The 23,242-nt window shown below is 43.9% G+C and carries 16 protein-coding genes and 2 pseudogenes; 8 read left to right on the forward strand and 10 right to left on the reverse strand.

The window, feature by feature from the left end:
* Positions 1-85: 85 nt before the first annotated feature.
* Positions 86-2,314, reverse strand: a complete 2,229-nt coding sequence (locus BLT07_RS05215) for an FUSC family protein (protein WP_091866522.1) — start codon at positions 2,312-2,314, stop codon at positions 86-88.
* Positions 2,315-2,360: 46 nt separating this feature from the next.
* Positions 2,361-3,950, reverse strand: coding sequence for an FMN-binding glutamate synthase family protein (locus BLT07_RS05220; RefSeq protein WP_091866524.1), 1,590 nt, complete (start codon positions 3,948-3,950; stop codon positions 2,361-2,363).
* Positions 3,951-4,294: 344 nt separating this feature from the next.
* On the opposite strand from BLT07_RS05220, the gene BLT07_RS05225 reads away from it, so the two are divergent.
* The 3 genes from BLT07_RS05225 (at position 4,295) to BLT07_RS05235 (ending at position 6,747) form a co-directional block, all read left to right on the forward strand.
* Positions 4,295-4,711, forward strand: a complete 417-nt coding sequence (locus BLT07_RS05225) for a hypothetical protein (RefSeq protein ID WP_091866526.1) — start codon at positions 4,295-4,297, stop codon at positions 4,709-4,711.
* Positions 4,712-4,883: 172 nt separating this feature from the next.
* Entirely contained in the window at positions 4,884-5,918 is a 1,035-nt protein-coding gene (locus BLT07_RS05230) for a sensor histidine kinase (RefSeq protein WP_091866527.1), read from the forward strand.
* Positions 5,919-5,982: 64 nt separating this feature from the next.
* Complete coding sequence (locus tag BLT07_RS05235) at positions 5,983-6,747, forward strand: LytR/AlgR family response regulator transcription factor (RefSeq protein ID WP_091866529.1); 765 nt, start codon at positions 5,983-5,985, stop codon at positions 6,745-6,747.
* Between the two features lie 458 nt (positions 6,748-7,205).
* On the opposite strand, the gene BLT07_RS05240 is transcribed toward BLT07_RS05235, so the two are convergent.
* Complete coding sequence (locus BLT07_RS05240) at positions 7,206-10,064, reverse strand: TonB-dependent receptor (RefSeq protein ID WP_091866531.1); 2,859 nt, start codon at positions 10,062-10,064, stop codon at positions 7,206-7,208.
* A gap of 148 nt (positions 10,065-10,212) precedes the next feature.
* On the opposite strand from BLT07_RS05240, the gene pepT reads away from it, so the two are divergent.
* A complete protein-coding gene (gene pepT / locus BLT07_RS05245) occupies positions 10,213-11,442 on the forward strand; it encodes a peptidase T (RefSeq protein ID WP_091866532.1) in 1,230 nt (409 codons plus the stop codon).
* 60 nt (positions 11,443-11,502) lie between these two features.
* On the opposite strand, the gene BLT07_RS05250 is transcribed toward pepT, so the two are convergent.
* From BLT07_RS05250 to nusB, 4 genes are all read right to left on the reverse strand, one after another.
* The gene (locus tag BLT07_RS05250; RefSeq protein ID WP_091866534.1) at positions 11,503-12,852 is read right to left on the reverse strand and encodes a Gfo/Idh/MocA family protein; all 1,350 of its coding nucleotides are present in this window, start codon (positions 12,850-12,852) and stop codon (positions 11,503-11,505) included.
* 154 nt (positions 12,853-13,006) lie between these two features.
* A complete protein-coding gene (gene yajC, locus BLT07_RS05255) occupies positions 13,007-13,294 on the reverse strand; it encodes a preprotein translocase subunit YajC (RefSeq protein WP_091866536.1) in 288 nt (95 codons plus the stop codon).
* A 252-nt stretch (positions 13,295-13,546) separates the two neighbouring features.
* The gene (locus tag BLT07_RS05260; protein ID WP_091866538.1) at positions 13,547-14,017 is read right to left on the reverse strand and encodes a DUF1573 domain-containing protein; all 471 of its coding nucleotides are present in this window, start codon (positions 14,015-14,017) and stop codon (positions 13,547-13,549) included.
* 174 nt (positions 14,018-14,191) lie between these two features.
* Positions 14,192-15,139 carry a transcription antitermination factor NusB gene (nusB, locus tag BLT07_RS05265; protein WP_091866540.1) on the reverse strand — a complete coding sequence of 316 codons (948 nt, stop codon included), beginning with the start codon at positions 15,137-15,139 and terminating at the stop codon, positions 14,192-14,194.
* A gap of 148 nt (positions 15,140-15,287) precedes the next feature.
* On the opposite strand from nusB, the gene BLT07_RS05270 reads away from it, so the two are divergent.
* From BLT07_RS05270 to BLT07_RS05280, 3 genes are all read left to right on the forward strand, one after another.
* On the forward strand, positions 15,288-17,042 hold the full coding sequence (locus BLT07_RS05270; protein WP_091866542.1) for an ABC transporter ATP-binding protein: 1,755 nt from the start codon (positions 15,288-15,290) through the stop codon (positions 17,040-17,042).
* Between the two features lie 91 nt (positions 17,043-17,133).
* Positions 17,134-17,514 carry a PUR family DNA/RNA-binding protein gene (locus BLT07_RS05275; RefSeq protein ID WP_091866544.1) on the forward strand — a complete coding sequence of 127 codons (381 nt, stop codon included), beginning with the start codon at positions 17,134-17,136 and terminating at the stop codon, positions 17,512-17,514.
* A gap of 228 nt (positions 17,515-17,742) precedes the next feature.
* A complete protein-coding gene (locus BLT07_RS05280) occupies positions 17,743-20,265 on the forward strand; it encodes a M14 metallopeptidase family protein (protein ID WP_091866545.1) in 2,523 nt (840 codons plus the stop codon).
* 68 nt (positions 20,266-20,333) lie between these two features.
* Here the strand turns inward: BLT07_RS05280 and BLT07_RS05285 are convergent, their stop codons facing one another.
* Positions 20,334-21,377, reverse strand: a complete 1,044-nt coding sequence (locus tag BLT07_RS05285) for a 1-acyl-sn-glycerol-3-phosphate acyltransferase (RefSeq protein WP_091866547.1) — start codon at positions 21,375-21,377, stop codon at positions 20,334-20,336.
* A 23-nt stretch (positions 21,378-21,400) separates the two neighbouring features.
* Positions 21,401-21,511 (reverse strand): annotated as a pseudogene (locus BLT07_RS21690) (tRNA-binding protein); the annotation flags it as partial.
* Between the two features lie 386 nt (positions 21,512-21,897).
* Here BLT07_RS21690 and BLT07_RS05295 point away from each other — a divergent pair.
* A pseudogene (locus BLT07_RS05295) lies at positions 21,898-22,454 on the forward strand (thioredoxin family protein).
* 195 nt (positions 22,455-22,649) lie between these two features.
* On the opposite strand, the gene BLT07_RS05300 reads toward BLT07_RS05295, so the two are convergent.
* Positions 22,650-23,210: a YfiT family bacillithiol transferase gene (locus tag BLT07_RS05300; RefSeq protein WP_091866549.1), complete on the reverse strand. Its 561-nt coding sequence runs from the start codon at positions 23,208-23,210 to the stop codon at positions 22,650-22,652.
* Positions 23,211-23,242 lie beyond the last annotated feature (32 nt).

Raw genomic sequence — 23,242 nt, forward strand, 5'->3', positions numbered from 1 at the left:
TTCTCGAATTCCGTTTGTTCTTCTTTTCTCATGGTTCTGTCTGAATAAAATTAATGATTAAAATTTATTTCAGACAGAGTTCAGTTTACACTCTCGTATCCCCCGCAAACCGCAACATTTTCTCACTTAACGAGAATAACCATTGCATCTGCTCCGTAACTAAATGGGCTTCCTGACGGTTCCGTTTGGTAGCATCGGCGGCACTGGAGTGCTCCTCGTATTTTTGCTGCCATATCTTAGAAGCTTCGGTCGACACCAATCCATCCGCGGGAATGTGATATGGGGCATTAAAATTTTCATCTCTTAAAGACTGAAGCACTTGAGCGAGGTTTTCCTCTATTTTTTGTGCGCTCGTCGTAAAAGTTTCAGAAGCTTCAGTAGTATTATGCTGCTGAATATAGGTACTCAAAGAGGCCAACGATGATAAAAACGTGTGGTTCAATACGACCATTTCGTATATTTTATCAAGATTTTTCTGTTTCGAACGGGGTTCTTGGGCCATACGCTGAAAAGCGGAACTTAGGTTCGATGTTTCTAGAAAAGCTTCTTTTCGTGAAATTTTGAATTCCGTGGATGCTTTGCCTTTCTCTTGATAAAAATTGGCGATACAATGCAGAAAAGCTTTGTTGGCCTTGACGCTTTTCTCGATAGTTGAACTGATTTCCAAAAAGCTCCAGGCAGGCCATAAAAAACGCAGGGCCAGAAACGAAAGGCCCGCCCCGATGAGTGTATCCAATATTCGAAATTGGATGACGGTCAGTACATCGGGACGTATGATAGCATATATAAATACTACGCTTAGCGTAATAAACGTGGCCGAGGCCTTATAGTTTTTCTGAACCATGGAAAAAGCCACAACCAAAGAGGCGATGCCCAAACCTCCATAAATATAGGGGTCTTCGATAAGAAAAACCAGTCCAGACGCAATGGCTCCGCCGATGAGCGTACCGATAATACGGTCTTTGGTGCGGGTTTTGGTTAGGCCATAACTGGGCCGCATGATCACGATGATGGTCAGCAATATCCAATACGGGTTCTGGAAATCCAAAAATACGCCCAAAGTATAACCGACCATTACGGTTACCGCCAAACGCAAGGCATGTTTGAAGATGGTGGACTTAAAACTAAGGTTGCGCAGCAAAAGCTTGGGATCGTAATCTTGATCTGCAATAAAACGTTTGGATACCTCTTTATCGATAAAATCGATGGTGTCGGTCTCGGGATCACCCAATAACCATTTTATCCGTTTTAACTTTTCAAATTGTTTTTCTTGGTATTCGTATAGGTTTTGCAGCATCAGATACTCCTGATAATCAGTATTCGCTTTATCGGCGTTAAAGGTCTCTAGATGACGTCCAACATTTTCAAAGGATGCCGAAAGATTTCTGTTGGTGGGGTATTTTCGAGTATTATCCCCCGCTTCCGCGATCATCCGCAACTGACGCGCTATTTCGAAAATCAGTTCTTGAAAGCTTTTGATGAATTCGGGATATTTTTTGAGCAAGGCATCCATCTTGTCGTATTGCACGGGATTGGCCATCGCCGTTTCCAGAATATCGATAAGTTCGACAAAGACCAATAACCGTTTCCCTTGGTAGTTTGATTTTCCCGAGCGTGTGCGGCTCTGGATCAAAATCTCCCGCAAGATCCCATGCGTATCCGTCAACTCGCTCTGCAAAATCAATAATCGGGATTGCAATTTTTTTCGGTCGGCATTCGGTCCCACTAGTTTACCGCGTGTTTCAAGATACCGGGCGGTGAGTAAAAAGGTTTCCGATAAGATTTCTTCGGTCTGGGCCTTGGGATTCAAACGGTACCAAAGTGTGGATAAAAGCAAATACCAGAGTCCCCCCAGCCCGATTAAAAGGGCGTACTGATAGATTTTAAGGGTTTCGACCGTATGGGCAAAACTCAAAACCAATGCCAACAGTCCGGAAAAACTGATGAGAGAGGCCCTAAAACCGTAAACGGCAAGAAAAGAAATAGCAAAAACAAGAACGCCAAGTACCGGCACAAGAAGCCACGGACTAAAATGTAGATAGCCACCGATAAAACTGACAACCATGGCCAGTGATGCCGAAAAAAGGATACCGTATTTTTTGTGACGATAACTACCGTTGACATCACTGGGGGAACTCCAAAATGCGCCAAAGCAAAGTGCCAGTCCGATTTCGAAATGATCTGACCCAATGCCCAAAACAATGGGTACCGTCACCGCGATACCGATCAGAATGGCCTTTGAAAAATCGGTGCTCTTCAAGAACTGCCACAGCCCTTTCGTATTTTCGGAAAGCTTTTGAGAAGATAGTTTCAAAACCGAACGATTATGTCGCTAAGATACGGTTCAAAATCACACCGATCTACTTCATTATCCGCGTCAATTGAAAATAACGTTGGTAATTGTCGGGGATGGTATCGATTTCCAACAACGAACCTTCCTGCATATACGGATAGATCTCATCATAGGTCTGCACATTGTACATACCTACCCGTTTGCTGATATGGCTACGGTCAAGTTCATCAAGACCGTTCAGGCCTGCAGCGGCCACTAGCTCTAAAAGACTGTGAATAGTAGCCTCATGATAATTTTTTACTCGGGGTGCCTTGTCATCGACCACTAGCCCTTTTACCAGGGATCTGTTCTGGGTGGTAACCCCCGTCGGACATGTATTCATATTGCATTGCAAGGCCTGAATGCAGCCTACAGACAACATCATGGCCCGCGCACTGTTACAGCCATCGGCACCCAACGCAATGGCCCTTGCCATATGAAAACCGGTAATAATCTTGCCCGCAACGATTACTTTGATCTCTTTTCTCAACCCGAAGCCTACCAAGGTATCGTGCACGAAAATCAAACCTTCGCGCAAGGGCATGCCCATGGTATTTGAAAATTCCATCGGGGCGGCATCCGTGCCGCCCTCTCCCCCATCGACCGTAATAAAATCGGGAGTAATTCCCGTATAAATCATAGCCTCACAGAAGTCCATAAACTCCTGTTTTCTGCCGACGCACAATTTGAATCCTATGGGTTTTCCATCGGACAGACCTCGCAGTTTTTTAATGAAGTTCATGAACTGTATCGGATCGGCAAAAGCGGAATGCGAAGGGGGCGAATGTACCGCAATACCGGGTTTTATATGCCTAATCTTTGCTATTTCCTCCGTATTTTTTACCGCAGGCAAAATTCCGCCATGCCCGGGCTTCGCTCCTTGCGACAATTTAATCTCTATCATCTTTACTTCGGGCCGAATCGCGTTTTCCCGAAATGTCTTTTCGTTAAACGTACCGTCATCGTTCCTACAGCCAAAATAACCGGTACCGACCTGCCAGATTAGGTCGCCACCATATTTTAGATGATGGTCGCTAATGCCCCCCTCGCCGGTATTATGGGCAAAATTGCCCATTTTAGCGCCCTTGTTCATGGCCATTATTGCATGGTCGCTCAAAGAACCGAAACTCATGGCCGAAATGTTCAAAAGACTTGAAGAATAGGGTTGCAAACAGTCTTTACCCCCAATTTTCAATCGCGGAAATTCCCCGATTTCCTTGGGGTTGTGTTTAGCGTACATCGAATGTTCCATCCATTCGTAACCGGCATGGTAAAGGTCCATCTGCGTACCGAAAGGCTCCGTATCTGTAGCTCCCTTGGCCCTCCGATAAACTACCGACCTTAAAATACGGTTCAGTGGTCTACCTTCGGTATCGGTCTCCACAAAATATTGTTGGATTTCGGGCCGTATGTCCTCCAAAATATATCTGAACCGACCGATAAGGGGAAAATTGCGTCGAATGGTATGTTTTTTCTGAAGGATGTCAATAACGCCCATCACAATCAACGGGCCTACCAGAATAAACCACCACAATACAGGGGGCCATACCGTTGCTACACCTACGATGAGAACAACTAACACAACGCTAATTAGGATAAAATACTCGCGGACTTTCATGACATCATTTTTTCAATACCAAGATTAGCTTTGGTGCGGCAAAGGTAAGAATAGGTTCTATATTTTAAGGTGTCGTCAAAATTTTAATTGTATTATGAGAATATGTTATTTCCAGCTCAGCTCCAGTTCGCTAGTGTCGCATTGATATCTTTCTTTCCCAATATTAAAACTTTGGAAACGACCTCTCCATAAAAGGTTGGGATTCCAATAAACTTCACTTTGCCGAATAGCCGTTTCACTGCCCAATTTAGTCGTTTCACTCAAAAAGTCCCAATTTCAGGGGTAATGCGATCGTATATTTGTCCCATAAAATAAAACGAAGCATAACAACATAAAAATATATTATGAAAAAAGCAACAACATATTTAGGTATCCTATTCTTGGGAACGGTACTAACGTCCTTTTCCTCAACCCCTGATTGTAAGACCAATTGCGAACCGCTACCCATCGATACAATTAATTATATCGAACCGACGGAGGAGGTCGCACTGGATTTCGATACGAAAGCCTATCTTCCCGATGGCTTTGATGCCTATAAAGGAATGGACGCAGATATATCTAAAGTGGTGTTTATAGAAAAAGAGGAAGAAATGGACCTCGGCTTTAATACCGCATTCTATTTGCCCATCGACTTTGACGCTTACAAGGGTATGGAACTCAACCTTGAAGACGTAGTTTTTATCGAAGATGAGGAAGCCATCGAACTGGATTTTAACGTCCAAAATTATCTTCCGGAAAATTTCAACGCCTATTCCAGATAAGAGCATGGGCAAAACAATGCTCTAAGTCATTCATATGGCAGAAATAAAATTAGGCCCTCAAATCAGATTTGAGGGTTTTTTTTTACAAACCATCCTTTTGAAATCTATTACCGAAAAAATTTCCCCTGAAATTTAATGTACATTTGAAACATCCCCATAAAAGCATTTTTCCATGGCCTTAACACAAGTCAAACAATCCGCGATTATTAAGATTGCCGTGCTAATCGCCATCTTGGCATCCCTTCCAAAGACCATTTTTTTATATGAAATGATTATGGAAGGCAATCCAGGATTTTCCATGATTTGGATCATGGATATGCTCTACCGCTTGGTTTTTTTCCTTTTGTTCTCTTGGGCTATTTTGGAACTGAACGCCAACATCGGCTACGCTAAGTACAAATGGTCGACCAAAATGCGAATGGCCGTTTTGGTCATGATCAACATTGCGATCCTGATCACGGCCCTTGCATTGTTCAAATTCCTTTATCCTATTTTGCTTGGCACCGAAATTTCGGCACGTGACAACGGATTTTTAAACTTTACCTATGCCAACATGCTGATCGTTCTGTTCTTTATAGGAAGGATCCTGCGCCTGCAAACCGATAAGCAAGAAAGCCGTTTAGAGAACGAGCGTCTCAAGCAACAGAGTTTACAGAACGAACTTATGGCGTTAAAAAACCAGATCGACCCACATTTTCTGTTCAATTCCCTCAATTCCTTAACCTCCTTGATCCGGGAGAACGAAAAGGCAACACGATTCGTCAAGAAACTGTCACATATGTATCGGTATATCTTGCAAAGTGGTGAAAGCGATCTAGTGAGCGTTAGGGAAGAGCTCAAATTTACCGAAAGTTATACGCACTTGATACGTACCCGATATCGCGACCGATTTTCGATAAATATTCAAATAAATGAAAAGTTTTTAGATCAAGAAATCCCTCCGTTGGCGTTACAGCTATTGGTAGAAAATGCCGTAAAACACAACGAAATTTCAACGAGCAAGCCTTTAACGGTACATATTTACTCTCAGGAAGGCTCGCTCTATGTGGAAAACAAGATACAACCGCGGACGGTATTGAAAGAAGGCACTAAAAATGGATTATTGAACTTGAAGAAAAGATATGTGTTGCTGCTCAAGAAAGAGGTCAAGGTACATACCAAAAATAATATCTTTGCAGTAGAACTGCCCTTGGTCAAGCAACCGTAACGTAGCATGCCAAGTTTCGAGATTTAATGAACAGTCCGAACAACCAGTCAAATACGCTTAAGATATGATGAAAGTACTGATCGTAGAAGACGAATTGGCGGCCAGTGACAACCTAGCCTATCTGTTACATAGCATCAACAAGAATATCGAGGTGGTGCAAGTCTTGGATTCGGTAAAAGCATCCGTGGATTTTTTCTCCAGACCCCATGATGCCGAATTGGTATTTATGGATATTCATCTGGCCGATGGCATTTCATTCGAGATTTTTGAACAGTCGAGCATCGACATTCCCGTTATATTCACGACCGCCTACAACCAATATGCCCTGAAAGCCTTTAAGTTCAACAGTATCGATTATTTATTGAAACCCATAGATAAAGAAGAGTTGGCAGATGCCCTGCATCAATTCAAGGTGCAGAACAAGGGAAAAAGAATCGACGACCAACAGGTAAAGGGCCTACTTGATTTAATACAGACCGAACGCAAGAGTTTTAAGACCACTTTTCTAGTCAGCCATCGCGACCAACTGATTCCCCTAAAAACGAATACTATCGCCTATTTCAGAATAGATACCGGTATCGTCAAAGCGATTACCTCAGATAATACTTCCTATTCCGTTGACGACAAACTTGAAGATGTCGAAGAAGAATTAGATCCCAGCCTTTTCTACCGGGCCAACAGACAGTTCATCATCAACAAAGAGGCGGTCGTCAATCTTAAAAGCTATTTTAATGGTAAACTGATTGTTGAGGTAAAACCCATTTGTCCCGAGCGCATTGTAATCAGCAAAGCCAAAGCCACCGAATTCAAGGATTGGCTGGGATCTTGATACCACTTTAGGGTTATCTAGAGACAAAACACCTTCAATAGTTGGTTCCTAAATCTTCCCGTTTACATGGGATTAGTTATGAACTCATTTAGACTTTTTCTTTTACCTACGAATATCACATCTTGAGGGCCTACTTCCTTATTCTTGACAACCGTAGCCCTGCTATGCCGTTACAAAGTGACTTCATCTGACCTCAAAAGCCAATATTCTCGGTTCCAGACAATACCTCTAAATAAGTTCCCTATCAAATGGAGTTCGATGCTACGCTATGTGGGTGTCGAAAGATCGGTGTTGATTAAAGAGGATAGTTCCCTAACGGAATACTCTTGGAAATACGTACTCTAGAACATAACTTTTTCGTTTTGAGAAATTGGAGGCTTATTTTTTCGGATAAAAAGATGAACAAAAAAAAGGCCACCTTTTCAGGTAGCCTTTATAGGTATAGTTGATTTCTAAAATTATTTAAGCGTAAGGTTCAATCTCGCGAACAGATACCTCCCACCAACACCGAACTGCTGTGCCCTACGCGACCAATCGAATCGGCCGTCGCTGCGGTTGCCGTATTGATCGAACGCCCGCTCGGGATAGATGTCTAACAAGTTGTTCGCACCAACTGTAAGTGTTAGCGCATCCGTGAATTTGTAGCCGACGGATAGATCGGTCACTATTCTCGAACCGAATACTTGTTGATTCTCAAAGGTAGTAGTGGCCTCGGTCACCTCACCAAAATAGACATTCCTTAAAAAGAATACTAATTTATCGGAAGTCAGGCTATTCGACAAATTAATTTTAGTTCGTGGTACGGCCTCTTCCAAATAGACCCTACTATCTTCAGGAAAATAAGTGTCAACTAGTCCCGCGTTGGTCAATACTTGCGACGCATTAATATCACCGATTTGATTGGTACGGGAAAAAGTACCAGCCAAGTCGGACTTTAACCTCCAATTCGTGCCTAGATTGGCGTTGTGGGTGATTACCGCATCAAGGCCCCTAGATTCGGTATTGATTGCATTGGCAAAAAAGGACGCCGCCGTCGCATTGGCCTGACGCAAAAGATTATCCAATTCAGTACCGGTACCTGGACCCTCGAATTGACCCGTATAGACCACTCTATCATCGATTTCAACATAATACCCATCTATTGTAAACGTCAGATTGGCATCGGGAATTTTTGCGGTAAGACCCAAACTGACACTTTTTGAGGTTTCTTCCTTGAGATCGGGAATTCCCAAAAGGTTTGCAGCCCTACTGTCATTGGCGAAAGTACCGACTTCCTGTGGATTTCCTTCGTTATCAAAAATGGTCGAAGTAGAGTTAAAATTAATCTGATGCAAAGATGGTGCCCTAAAACCGGTATTCGCAGCACCCCTAATGTTAATGTTATCCGTTATTTTATATCTCGTGGATAACTTAAAATTAATGGTGGATCCAAAATCACTGTAATTTTCAAAACGTGAAGCAAAACTGACCAAGAATTTTTCAGATAAATCAGCTTCTAAATCCACATAACCTGCCACACTACTACGACCTCTCGAGAGTTCGTTGCTGGGAGCAAATCCAGGAAATACCTGCGACCCGCCCGGTCTGCTATTCCCAAAGAAATCTTGGGAAGCTTGTTGAGAGGCTAACGTAATACGTTGGCCATTTGCGGTATACTGGGCGTAAGAAGGCTCCTCGCCCGCTTGTATATCGTACTTTTCAGTACGATACTCCGCTCCAAAAGCAACGTTAAGTCCAGCCATGACATCGTCGAAATATTGGGTGACATCGAGGTTGGCGGTGTTTTGAGTGAATGAAAATCCACCAGCATCGAAAATAGTAGGTGAAGCCCGCTGCATAGAGGCGTTATAGGTATTTCCTATCGTATACAAAAAAGCGTTTCGGCCGTAGGTATTACTCAAATCAACATCCCAATCGCCTATTTTTCCTTTTATACCAACGGCAAGAGATTGGTCTTTGATATTGGAATTGATTTCTGGCAAAAATCCGTTGATGTAGGCCGGTGTATAGGTCCGGCTTTGGTTTGGCAATCTGTAAAAGCCCCCGGAATTGCCGGTACGTGAGCTTAATCCGGCAAAGGAATACACTTCCGTACCGTTATCGTCCAAGGGTAAAGAGAAATTGGCGAAAAAACGACCGCCGCGCAAAGCAGATTGTCCGACTCGCATATTGTAATCGCTGCGTTGTTGACCACGGGCCGATAGTTCAGCTTCCGTAGCATCCGCACCAAGTATAGGCTGTAACTCTGCTTTAGTGGTAGCCCCGTTCAGCGCGATACCAGCCTGATTAGCGTATTGAATGACATCGGCCACATCATCGTCCAACAGATTAGTAATATCGTAGCCATCAGCGTTGGCAACACGCTCGACAACGTTGTATTGATTGAAGACAGTTCCTTCCCATTCCTTCATCCTGCTATAATCCTGTCGCACATCGAAATCTCCAGAGAGATTCAGAAAGCCGCCATTATCACCCAAGGGCACGCCATAACTTGCTGCGACGTTGGTGGATGCACCATCTACACCACCGGTCTGGTCGTTGGCATTTTTGGTGAAATTAGCTCCCGTAGTTACTGAGGTGTTCAATTCATTAACGCTTCTGTTCAATACGATATTGATGACGCCAGCGATTGCATCGGAACCATACTGGGCGGCAGCACCGTCGCGCAAGACTTCTATCCGCTGAATGGCAGCGGCGGGAATCGCGTTTAAATCGGTACCCACACTACCTCGGCCGAAGGTACCGTTTACGTTGATCAACGAAGAGTTGTGCCGCCTCTTACCATTGATCAGCACTAAGACCTGATCGGGACCAAGACCTCGTAAAGAAGCGGGGTCGATATGGTCTGTACCATCGGCAATCGTCTGCGTGTTCGAGGTAAAGGAGGGAGCGACGTAGTTCAGAATCTGGTTCAGGTTGACCTGTGGGCCTACGCTGTTCAGTTCTTTCATATCGATGACATCTACCGGCACCGCACTTTCAATCGCGGTTCGGTTCGGGGCGCGGGACCCAATAATCACAACTTCCGATAAGGCTACACCTGACGATAGTTGTATGCTCATCTCCCCTGCTTCCGCTGTGGTTTCCTTAGTTTCGAAACCGATGTAGGAGACCACCAACGTATCGCCAACCTCGGCATTGATCGAAAAATTACCGTCAAAATCCGTCGTAGCTCCCGTTGTGGTACCCTTTATGACTACCGAAGCGCCGGGCAAGGGGGCCTGTTCGTCATCCAAAACGATTCCCGTTATTTGGGCGCTGGCTATGCCGACGACACCAAATAATAGAACCAATACGATAAAGTACTTTGTTTTCATAATGTGTTTGTTTTTGTTAATTTGAATGCTGAAATTAAGTAATTATTATGCTAATACGTAAGAAAACAGTCATAAATATTGTTCTACATAACAGACCAACATCCAGATTATCGTCGATTTCGTACTTTTAGTTCAAATTTGAGATACCATGCAACCTATCATCGAGCGCTTTCTGAAATACGTGAAAATCGATACACAGAGCGATCCAAATTCCAAAACTACGCCCAGTACGGAAAAACAATGGCTTTTTGCTGAAGAACTGGTCGATGAACTTGAAGAGATCGGTCTAGAGGATGTTACAATCGATGATAATGCCTACATCATGGCCACTCTACCAAGTAATGTAGAGGAGGAGGTGCCAGTTATAGGGTTCATCTCGCATTTTGATACAAGTCCAGATTTTTCGGGAACGGATGTAAACCCCCAAATTGTCGAGAATTACGATGGAAAGGATATTGTGCTCAATGCTTTGGACAACATCATACTTTCCCCTGATTATTTTGAGGATTTACTGGAATATAAAGGACAGACCCTGATTACCACGGATGGCACTTCCCTTTTGGGAGCCGATGACAAAGCAGGAATTACCGAAATCGTGACGGCGATGGAATACCTGATCGATCACCCGGAAATCAAACATGGAAAAATACGGATAGGCTTTACGCCCGATGAGGAAATAGGACGCGGCGCACACCTTTTCGATGTGGACAAGTTCGGAGCCGAATGGGCCTACACCCTAGACGGCAGCCAGATCGGGGAACTGGAATATGAAAATTTCAACGCCGCAAGTGCCAAAGTGACCATTTCGGGAAAAAGCGTACACCCGGGTTACGCCAAGAACAAGATGGTGAACGCCATCAGCATCGCCACGGAATTCCTTCAAATTTTACCCCCGGAAGAAACACCCCAACACACCGAAGGGCGGGAAGGCTTTTTTCACGTGCACCATCTCAAAGGCGGAATCGAACATGCGGAATTCGAATTGATCGTTCGCGACCACCATGCAACACTTTTCGAAAAACGAAAACAACTGCTTTGTGACATCGCCGCAAAACTGAACAGCGTTTATGGAGACTGTATCGCGTTAGAAATCAAGGACCAATATTTCAACATGCGGCAAAAAGTAGAGCCGGTCATACATATCGTCGATATTGCCAAAAAGGCCATGGAAGCCGTCGGAGTGACGCCGATTATTAAACCGATCCGTGGCGGTACCGATGGTTCGCAATTAAGCTATATGGGGCTTCCCTGTCCCAATATCTTTGCCGGAGGGCATAATTTTCATGGGAAATATGAATATGTACCCGTTGAGAGCATGCAAAAAGCGGTTGAGGTTATTGTGAAGATTTGTGAAATCGTCGCGACTAGAACAACGTAAAATTCCAAACTCAAAGCACCAAATTCCAATCTCTAGTTTTGGGATTTGGTGCTTTGATTTTTAAATCATCGGCAACTTCCACCCGTTCTGATAATTCGCTTTCAAATAGGCGTTGGCTGCTTTCTCTTTAAACTCCCCCGCGATTTCATCCCAGTAAATGCGATTACCGGTCTTGAAGGCTACATTGCCCATATGGGATACGACGGCCGCATCATAGCCCACTTTGATAGGGGCGTTCAAGCTGGCAAGGTCCCTACTTTTTACGGATTCGATAAAGTTGACGGTGTGCAGGTCGAGTCCGCTTACGCCTCCCGTACCGTGTGATTCAGCTTCCATTTTCGGGATGCCCGGTTTGCCCCATCCTTGGAATTCCGATTCGGGAATAATTTCCCAACCATTGCGATCCACGACCAAGGTACCGTTATTGCCAATAAAGGCCACCCCGTGGTTCCTACCATAATTACCTCCGTCAATACCGGTGGCATGTTCCCAAAGAATCGAAAATCCATCATACTCGTATACTGTCTGTAAGGTATCGGGAGTTTCAGAAGCATCATCGGGGTACGCGAATTTTCCGCCCAAGGCCATGACAGATTTGGGAGTGCCCGCCTTCATGCCGTACAATGCATAATCCATCATATGTACGCCCCAGTCGGTCATCAATCCACCTGCATAATCCCAGAACCATCGAAAGTTGAAATGGAAACGGTTGGGATTGAACGGTCGTTCGGGCGCCGGTCCCAACCACATCTTGTAGTTCACGCCTTCCGGCGCTGCAGCATCGGGCAATATGGGTACTGGTTTCATCCAACCCTGATAGGCCCAGGCCTTCGCCAAACGGATGTTCCCCAATTTTCCGGAATGCACAAAATTAATGGCATCGACAAAATGCGGCTGACTGCGTTGCCATTGTCCTATCTGTACCATCCGATCGCTGGCGCCCACGTAGTTCAACATGATATTGGATTCTTGAATGGAATTGGCAATCGGCTTTTCGCAATACACATCTTTACCCGCCTGCAGGGCATCGGTCAACATCAGGCAATGCCAATGGTCGGGCGTGCCGATGATGACCACATCGATATCCTTATTTTCCAACAATTTCCGATAGTCCCTGTACCACATCGGTTTTTTGATGCCTGCCTTTTCAAGATCCGCGGTACGGGCCTTTAGCACGTTTTCATCGACATCGCAAAGGGCGATTACGTTTGTCTCGCTAATTTTCAGCATCGAACTCAAATCACTAAAACCCATGCCATTGCAGCCAATAAGTCCGACATTGATACGATCGTTCGCCCCAACAGGGGTACGCATCGCGGCCAAAAGTTCCATGGGAAATAGGAATGCCGCACTGGAGCCCGCCAGGGCCAAAGTGCTTTTTTTTATGAAATTTCTTCTGTTCTGGTACATAATCCTTCTTTAAATTTGGTGAACAAGTTAGTAATTTCAACGGTAAAAACGATATAGGGGCGTTTTTTATCCAAGACAGCCGTTCAACAAGGTCTACAACAAAAAAAGCATCGATTTAAAAAACCGATGCTTAAAACATGTAGAAACTTGCCCTTTATTTCTTTTCGGGCGCGTTCAATTTTTTACTCATTTCCATGGAAATTGAAGAGCGGTCGAATTTGAGTTTTCCGGCCATTGTCTCCAAGATACAGGAAAAATCCTTATCGTTCAGATCCATAATCTTGCCGTGCAATCCGCTTTTGGTAATTACCCGGTCGCCCTTTTTCAGTTCGGCGGCGAATTTTTTTTCATCTTTTGAACGTTTCATTTGTGGGCGTATCATAAAAAAATATGCCACCACAAAGATTAAGATCATCGGAAGAAACTGTCCTATGTCACCCATTATTTATTTCAATTTTCTTGGTTAGTGTTCTACTCTCGGTTTAAACGTAAAGCCTTACTTCTTGCCTATCGATTTAAAAACAATCAACTTAAGACCCACCGACCGGCAAGTCTTACGTCGACCTAATATGCCAGCGTTAAGTGAAGCAAAAATCGTCACATCATCCAATGTGCCTTTTCAGCATTAACATAACACAGGGATATATCTTTCGCGTCATCTATACAAAGGCAAGCGCAAGGTGAAATCAATTTTTTAAGAATTCGGGCTAACGGGACCGGCGTTCTTTGGGTTTACAAAGGCCTTGATGCGCAACATCTCCGAACCTTTCTCGGTATTTGCGGTCACAGTAATGGTCTTGCTCACCTGATTTTGTCCGGATCCGTTAAACTTTACTATCAATTCTCCGGTTTCACCGGGAGCGATAGGATCTTTCGGTGGGTTCGGAACGGTACAGCCGCAAGAACTGGTCGCATTGGTAATGATCAACGGCGCGTTACCGGTATTTTTAAATTTGAATGCAGTTTCTTGGGGAGTGCCCTGTTCGATAGTTCCGAAGTCGTGCTCCATTTCTTCGAACTCCATAACGGGTACTTGGTTGCCGGCTTCATCGCGTTGTGCCGCTTCGGCTACGTTATCCGACTTAATCTTGCTCGAGGCATTATCCTTACAAGATGTGAAAGTCATTACTGAAATGGCACTTAAGGCTAAAATTACTTTTTTCATGGTCTGTACTATTTAATTAGTCTGCAAAATTAATAAATTTTTTATAAGTAGTATTACGTCGATCAAAACGAATAGATACCCCCTTAACGTATTTATTTCGATTTTATTGGGTAAACACTTCTGCTCCTATAAAATTCCCCAAAACCTACTAATTTCCAGTGAGCCTAAGTATAATCAAATTAGTCCCCTGCCGATTTTATTCAGTTTATTTTCGGTTTTATATTCCCGCACCAGATTATCTAAAATACCATTGATGAAAATGCTACTTTTCGGTGTTGAATATTCTTTGGCGATTTCAAGGAATTCATTTATGGTCACTTTTTCGGGAATGGTCGGAAAGTTCAAAAGCTCACATATCGCCATTTTCAATAGGATGGAATCCATATCCGCAATACGGTCTTTGTCCCAATTGGGGGTTTTTCCCTCAATTTCCTTGGTCCACTCGGCATCTTTGAGCAAGGTTTTCGTCAACAGTTTTTGGGCGAAATCCATATCTGAATCATCCTTTAACAATCGGGGCAAAAAGAAGGATTCGGGACGGTTTTCATTCGCTTTTTTGAACAATTTTAAAATAAAAGTATTCACAATGGGGATGTCATCCACCCAGGTCAATTTGTCATCCTCAAAATAATCATAGATTTTTTCATTTGGCGCGATGACTTCCTTAAAAATAGATGCTAAAAAATGTTTGTCTTCTTCGTACGAGCTATTCCCGGAGGACATATATTTGGAATATAAAGGACACTCGACCGTCTCGTTGTACAAAATCTTCACATACTCATCGTTAAGGTACCAGTTTTTGAGCTTGCGTTTTTTGAGTTCCGCCTTTAAGGCCTCGTTGTTGGCCAACTGGAGCAGCAGTCTATTATTTACGAACTTTTCTTGATCGGGATAGGTGTCGGATGCGGTCGCCAAATACTTTTTCGAAGACAGTTTCAACTGCTCGCCGGCCCTGTGATGTATTTCGATCATCAAGCTCATCATCAGCAAGTAAAGATTGTACATGCTTTCGATACTGTACCGCAGAAATTTCTCCTGCTTTTCCAAAGAATCGTCCTTTGATTGCGTCAGGGCGTAAATGCATTGCATGACCTTGATTCTAATGTGCCTTCGTGTCAACATACGGTAAAGAACTTTTGGAATAGGATTACTTCTTTTTCAAGCGGCAAAAATAGGAAAAGAAGTTGGTTTCTTGGCCCTTGATTCTTGTTTCTTGGTTATCTTTGGCCCATTCAAAATTTATATCCAAGTACACGTATCTGTCATCTGCATGAAGGAACTCCAACACCTCAACAAATACTTTAAAAAATACTGGAAGAAATTGCTGGTAGGCATCGTAATTACGATTATTGCCAGAATGTTGCAACTGGTAATGCCATCCTACGTAAACAAATCCATCGGCGTGGTCGAGCAGTTTATGGATTCTGAAATTGCGGAATCGGAGGCCGAGAGTCTACTTTTAAAATTCATACTTATCATTGTCGGCGCCGCACTCTTATCGGGATTCTTTACCTTTTTGATGCGGCAGACGATTATCAACGTGTCCCGTTATATCGAATACGACCTGAAAAACGAGGTGTTCGACCATTACCAATTGTTAAGTCTCAACTTTTATAAAAAAAACCGCACCGGCGACCTGATGAACCGTATCAGTGAAGATGTGAACCAAGTGCGCCTTTATGCCGGGCCGGCCTTGATGTACGGCATCAATACGGTTACCCTTTTCGTCTGTATCATCCCAATTATGTTCATTAAGGCACCGACACTTGCCGCCTATGCATTGATTCCCCTACCTGTCTTGTCGGTACTGATCTATCATATCAGTAAAGTTATCCATAAACGCAGCACCGTCGTACAGCAATTTTTATCCACTCTCTCTACCTTTACACAAGAGGTATTTTCTGGGGTATCGGTCATCAAGGCCTATGCACTGGAACCCCGGATCAATACCGAATTAGGAACGCTCGCTTTGGAGGGCAAAAATAAGAGCATGAATTTGGCCAAGGTAGACGCCTGGTTTTTCCCATTAATGGTGATGCTAATCGGTATCAGTAACATCTTTGTAATCTACATCGGCGGAAAACAGTTTATCGATGGTGAAATCGAATCTGTAGGGGTTATCGCGGAATTCATCCTTTACGTCAATATGCTTACTTGGCCCGTAGCCATTATCGGCTGGTTGACCTCCATTGTTCAAAGGGCGGAAGCTTCACAAAAACGGATCAACGAATTTTTACTGGAGGCCCCGGAAATCGTCAATACCGTAAATGAACTTACCCCAATAAAGGGGAAAATCGAGTTCAAGAATGTAACCTTCACCTATGAGGATACCGAAATTACAGCCCTCAAAAATCTTTCGTTTACGATTGAGGCGGGAGAAACCGTAGCCATTCTCGGCAAGACCGGATCCGGCAAGTCCACCATCCTTGACCTCGTTGCCCGGCTATACGATGTGACTTCGGGCGAAATTCTTATCGATGATATTCCTATCCAACAATTGAACATCGATAGCTTACGAAAGGCGGTTGGTGCGGTACCGCAAGATGCATTTCTATTTTCGGATTCCATTAAAAACAACATCAAATTCGGAAAGGAAGACGCCACGGACGAAGAGGTGGTTCAAGCTGCCAAAGAGGCCGTAGTGCATCAAAATATCAAGGGTTTTTCAAAAGAATATGATACCGTGCTCGGGGAAAGGGGCATTACCCTCAGCGGAGGCCAGAAGCAGCGGGTGTCCATTGCTCGCGCCCTATTGAAAGATCCCCAAATTTATCTTTTCGACGATTGCCTATCCGCAGTGGATACGGAAACAGAAGAAGAAATCTTAAGCAATCTCAAGAAAGCCTCCACTAACAAAACGACGCTTATTGTCAGCCATCGGGTATCCTCGGCCAAGAACGCCGATAGGGTACTCGTTCTTAAAGACGGTGAACTCCTACAAGAAGGCAGCCATGAACAACTAAATAATAAGGAAGGATACTACAAAGAACTATATATTACGCAGTTGGCAGAGAATACGTCTTGACATTTTGTGAAAGAAAACTAAAAAATTGTTGGCGTATTGACTTTTTTTTTTCACTTTTGGATAATAACAACCATAAGAAACCAGAAGAGAGATGGAAGGGAAAAATTCAATAGACCAAGAAGAAATTCACTCCAAAGTGATGCGTGCGGGCAGAAGAACCTATTTTTTCGATGTACGCAGTACCAAAGCGGGCGATTATTATCTAACAATCACTGAAAGCAAAAAATTTACCCATGACGATGGGTCATTTCACTACAAAAAACACAAAATATACCTTTATAAAGAGGATTTTGAAGATTTTCGGGCAAATGTCGAAGAAATGATGGACTTCATTATCGACGAAAAGGGAACGGAAGTCATCTCAGAAAGACACCAAAAGGATTTTAAGAAGGAGGATGATGAAGAGCCCGTTCAAAACGTGGAAGTTGAATCGACGGATAATTTTACGGATGTAAGTTTTGACGATATTTAGGACGGGGAATTCCAAGTAGGTCACCCAGGGCGCAGTTGAAAGGCTTACCGCCAAACTCGTAGCCCTGAGCGGGGTCGAAGGGTCAGATTTTGCCCAAAATGCTTCACCTTTTAATTTATTGTATAAATTGGCCTTTTTCGGGCCTTTTTTTATTTTCACCAGTAGCTTCATCTTGACATACGATTTTGTATTACTTACTTTTATAATCTGCCCTAAAACGGATTTTGTATGAAAAGCGCCCTATTTCTGATTGCCTTTTTATTTCTTCAAATCGGTTTCTCCCAAAACAACCTAGATCTCAGCGACTATCTTCCTCAAAACATCAGCTACGATCCAAAAATACCTATCCCAAAAGATATTATCGGCCATGAGGTCGGCGAATGGCACGTTACCCATGACATGCTCGTATTCTACATGCAGGCCTTGGCCAAGGCAAGTGACCGCATAACCCTCGAAAATAGGGGCGAAACCTTTGAGGGAAGGCCGCTTCTTTTGCTTACCATCACGTCGCCCGAAAACCATCAAAATATTGATAAAATTCAACAAGATCATATTGCGCTTACCGAAAATGGTGGGGGCAGTCCCAATCTGGATAGTATGCCAGTAGTGGTCTATCAGGGTTTTTCCATTCACGGTAACGAGCCTAGTGGTGCCAATGCCGGCCTCGCCTATGCCTATTATCTTGCCGCTGGCCAAGGCCCTGAAATCGAGGGGCTTTTGGAAAATACGGTCATTTTGATGGACCCCTCCTTCAATCCCGATGGGTTGCAGCGCTTTGCCCATTGGGCGAACACCAATAAAAGTGACCACCTGAATTCGGATAGCAACGATAGGGAATTCCATGAAGGTTGGCCTGGCGGACGCACGAATCACTATTGGTTTGATATGAACCGGGATTGGCTGCCGGTTCAACTGCCCGAAAGCCGCGCCCGTATCGCTTCTTTCCATAAATGGATGCCCAATATCTTGACCGACCACCACGAAATGGGTACGAATTCTACCTTCTTTTTTCAGCCCGGGGAGCCGACAAGAGTGCATCCCCTTACCCCTAAGATGAATCAAGAACTTACCGCGGAAATCGGGACGTATCACGCCAAGGCCCTTGATAGCATCGGGTCGCTGTACTATTCCGAAGAAGATTATGACGACTTCTACTATGGCAAGGGCTCTACCTTTCCCGATATCAATGGCGGCGTCGGTATCCTTTTCGAACAAGCCAGTTCAAGGGGCCATTTGCAAGAAAGCGAGAACGGCGTCCTTAGCTTTCCGTTTACCATTCGCAACCAGTTCGTTACGGCTTTATCCACAATCAAGGCGGCCCAAGCCATGCGGGTTAAGATGTTGGAGTACCAGCAAGCGTTTTTTAGGGACATGGGCATCGAATCGACCATTGGCCGTGAAAAGGCCTTGGTTTTCGGCGACAGCAAAAATGCCGCAAAAACCTGGCACTTCGCGGAAATTTTACAGCGCCAGAATATCAAGTTCCACCAACTTTCCAATGACGTCCGACTTAACGGAAAAGACTATAAAGAAGGATATAGCTATGTAGTGCCGAAAATCCAAAAAAACTATCGTTTGATCAAAGCCATGTTCGAAAAGCGGACCAGTTTTACCGACAGTATTTTCTATGATATTTCCGCTTGGACCCTTCCCCTCGCCTTCAATCTCGATTATGCCGAATTGCGGTCCTTGCGCCTTGCGGGAGAGGAAGTTACCAAGCTACCCCCTTTGACCGGAAGCCTGGATGCCCAAAGTGATTATGCCTACCTCTTCGAATGGAACGAATATTATAGTCCGAAGGCGCTGAACAAAATCGCAAACCGAGGCCTTCGCGCCAAAGTGGCCAAAGCGCCATTTAACCTAGAAGGAACCGATTATGGCTACGGTACCATTATGATACCTGTTCATCGGCAAGCCTTGAATACCGCAGAAATGTACACGTTTTTAAAGGAAGTCGCGCTTGAAAGCAACCTTCAGATTACTGCGGTAGGCACGGGACTCACCCAGGGTATAGATTTAGGAAGCAACGACTTTGATCCCGTTAAAAAGCAAAAGGTTGCCCTATTGGTCGGTGATGGGGTCCGCTCGTACGATGCTGGGGAAATCTGGCATCTCTTCGATACCCGGTATGATATGAACATCACCAAAATAGACACGGAATATTTTGATTCCGTCGATTTGAGCGAATACACCGATCTTATTATCCCGAGTATGGGCGGTGGTGGTCTTTCGAAAAAACAATCCAATAAATTGAAGGAATGGATCAAAGGGGGCGGCACGTTGATCGGCTACCAAAACATGGCGGAATCGTTCGCTAAAAATGGACTGATGCACCTGAAATTCAAGAAAGATACCTTAATCGCCAAAAACATCGCCTTCGACCAAAAAGAGGATTTCGAAGGTGCACAGGTTACGGGCGGAGCAATTTTCGAGGCCAAACTGGATCTTTCGCATCCTATAAACTTCGGGTATAAAAATGATCGGCTGCCCCTGTTCCGGAACACGAATATCTACATCGAACCCGATAAGAACAGCTATAATAATCCGATTCAATACACAAACAATCCACTTATGAGCGGTTATATTTCCGAGAAAAATTTGGATCTGCTAAAAAATAGCGTGCCGTTTCAAGTGGAACGAACCGGCAAAGGCCGTGTCATCGTCTTTACCGACAACACCAATTTCCGCGCATTTTGGTACGGCACCAACAAGCTGTTGATGAATGCTATCTTTTTTGGGGATAGCATGTGAAAAAAAGTTCAGGCAGTAGTGCAAGTTCAAACTCAAATAACGTCAAACTCAAATAATTTTGAGAACCCTTAATTCCACCTCACGTACCCCCAATTGAACAAAAATAATCCGATTATAACTGCCATTCCGACAAATCCGTTCCAAATTGCGGCGATAACTGCAAAAAGCACCAAGTAAAATATAGGATACACCAGCAGCGCAAAACCGAACCGAAACGTGCCCATAAATTCCGGTTCCCTCACCTTGGGTTTTATCCCGGTCCGCCATAAGATGATTACCGGGAGATTTAGTACGATAAATATTCCTTTAAAAAACGCTTTTAGCGCGGCGGGGGTTTGAAGATCCGCTTTTTTGTCATCAGAAGCGTCCCAATTTTTTATCGCGAAATTCGTTTCCGAAGGATTTAGGTAATCGACTTGTAAAGCATCCAATTTCCTGAGGGTCGCATCATACTTTTTTTCATCCTCAATATGGGTGGTGAGTGTTTTTAAGCTATCGGAAACCACATCCTTTAAAGTATGGATGGTATTTTGAGTCTCTTTTTCATCGTAATAGTCATTGGCCACAATAGGCATTCCATAATTCAGTGCAACCTTATCGGGAAAACCAGTGTTGCTGCGATAGTTCATCCCTACGGGAATGATGTGAATTTTCAATTCAGGGTTCCTCTTCAACGTATTTAAAAGAATGCGTGTAAAACCTTTGCTTAACGGCCGAACCCGACGTTTGATGTTGTGGTTCGCTTCCGGGAACATTACCATGGCGTGATTTTGCCCAAATAACTGTGAACATTGATCGAAGATTGCCCTGTTTTTTTTCAGGGATTCCCTTCCGTCGCGAATACGATAAATGGGCAGCATCCTTAGAAAGGCGAAAAATTTAATTAGGGTTGTACGCTCAAACACATCGGAACGGGTCAGAAAGAAAGGTTTTCTATGGCAATCTGTTACGATCAGCAACACGTCCATGAGCGCACCTTGGTGATTGGGCAGAAAAAGCACGGGCTCATTTCGGGGCACGTTCTGTAAACCCGAAATCTTTATGTTACCGTAATAAAGATATAATCCGGCTTTGACCCAGAGCTTAAGTAGTCGGTATCCTGAATTTTTCAAACGCTAATTAAACATTGACTGGATTAGGAAATTTTAAGTCCATTGATTACGGGGGTTTCCGGCTGCAACAGTACTACGTCTTTACCATCGACGGCACCCAAGATAAGACATTCGCTCATAAAATTAGCTATTTTACACTCTTGCCTACCCGCATTTCTATTTTTGTGAAATCGGGCCAAGTTATGGTTTCGGACATGTAGTATGGTTTATAATTAAATAGGATGGCCGGCTACAAGATACTGTTTTGACCGTAAAATATAAAGTTCCCTAGCTACTTCGCAACCTACTAAAGCTTCTAATTCCCCCGGCACAGGTGTTTCAGATTTCTACCAGAACAATCTAAAACTTTGCATGTAGTGGGAATTGTTCTTTTTTAATTTTCGTTGGTCTGAAATAGAAAGGATAAGGATAAAATGATTTCAACATCTGAATGCTTCCGACAACCGGCATCAAGATCTTAACTTAATAACCGTAACTTGTAACCCTTAAAGATTAAATAGTAACCAATAATTTCTTCAACATGTCAAGAACGCCCAGCAATATGCTTCCCCTCGGCACGGTGGCCCCTGAATTCAGCCTCACGGACACGGTAACAGAAAAAACCGTAAACCTACAAGCCCTGAAGGGGAAAAGGGAACACTAATTATGTTTATATGTAATCACTGTCCCTTCGTTAAGCATGTCAATCCTGAAATCGTAAAACTGGCCGCCGAGTATGAAAAAAAGGGTATTGGTTTTATTGCGATTTCCAGTAACGATGTGGAAAATTATCCGCAGGATGCTCCCGATTTGATGAAAGATAACGCCAAACAAATGGGCTATACCTTTCCCTATCTCTATGACGCTACCCAAGAAACGGCAAAAGCCTATAAAGCGGCCTGTACGCCCGATTTCTATCTTTTCGATACGAATCTGGAATTGGTCTACCGCGGCCAGCTGGACGATTCCCGACCCGGAAACGGGATCCCGCTGACCGGGAGGGATTTGAGGCGTGCCATGGACGCTTTACTGGAAGGTAAAGAAATCGATCAAGATCAAAAACCGAGTATTGGCTGCAACATTAAATGGAAAGCCTAGGGAAGCAGAATTTTGCATCTGTTCCTAACGTATACAATCGCAATAGAAAATAGACAAATTAATTTTCAGTTTACCATGGCGGCAGCTTTAAGATGTACTGCCGTTTGTTTCTTGCTTTTGTAAACCTTGGTCTGTAAACCGTGGCTTTGATCATGACCGAACACCTGCCCTAAGCACGGTTGAATCATTCACTTTTCACTGCTGGCTGGTGTCTTTATCAAAAGACCTCTTGATCAAATTCTCGATATGGGTATAATGATGGTTGCCATGCCAGGCGTATCGACCGATATTTTCATCGAGCGGTGATGCTACATTTCCATCGGGATGGATAAAAACCCGTTGTAGGTGATACCTTGAAAGTCCCTTTAAAAGATATACCAACTTAGCGTGAACCGCACTTAGATGGTCTAGCGAAAGGGCTATGGGTGCGGATTTGGCATCGAACAAATCGGACCAGGATTTTTCGTCGTAGGCTTTGATGATGGGTTTATCTTCCGTCAAGGCCCATTTAAAACGGATATAGCTATGAAGGTGGCTGTCCGCAATGTGGTGCACAGTCTGGCGTACCGTCCATCCGCCGGGGCGGTATGGGGTTTCCAGTTGTTCTTCGGAGAGATTTTCTACCAGTTTCCTTAAACGGTTTGGTAAACGCTCCAAACTTTGGATCCATTCCTCAATGTGGGCATCGGTAATTTCTTGTGGCACTTCATATGTACCAATCGGGTATTTTAGTTTGTCCAAATCCTTGTTTTCCATCCTTTAAAAGTAGTAAACTTTAATACATTTTT

This window comes from Pricia antarctica (assembly GCF_900101815.1).
Lineage (GTDB): Bacteria > Bacteroidota > Bacteroidia > Flavobacteriales > Flavobacteriaceae > Pricia > Pricia antarctica.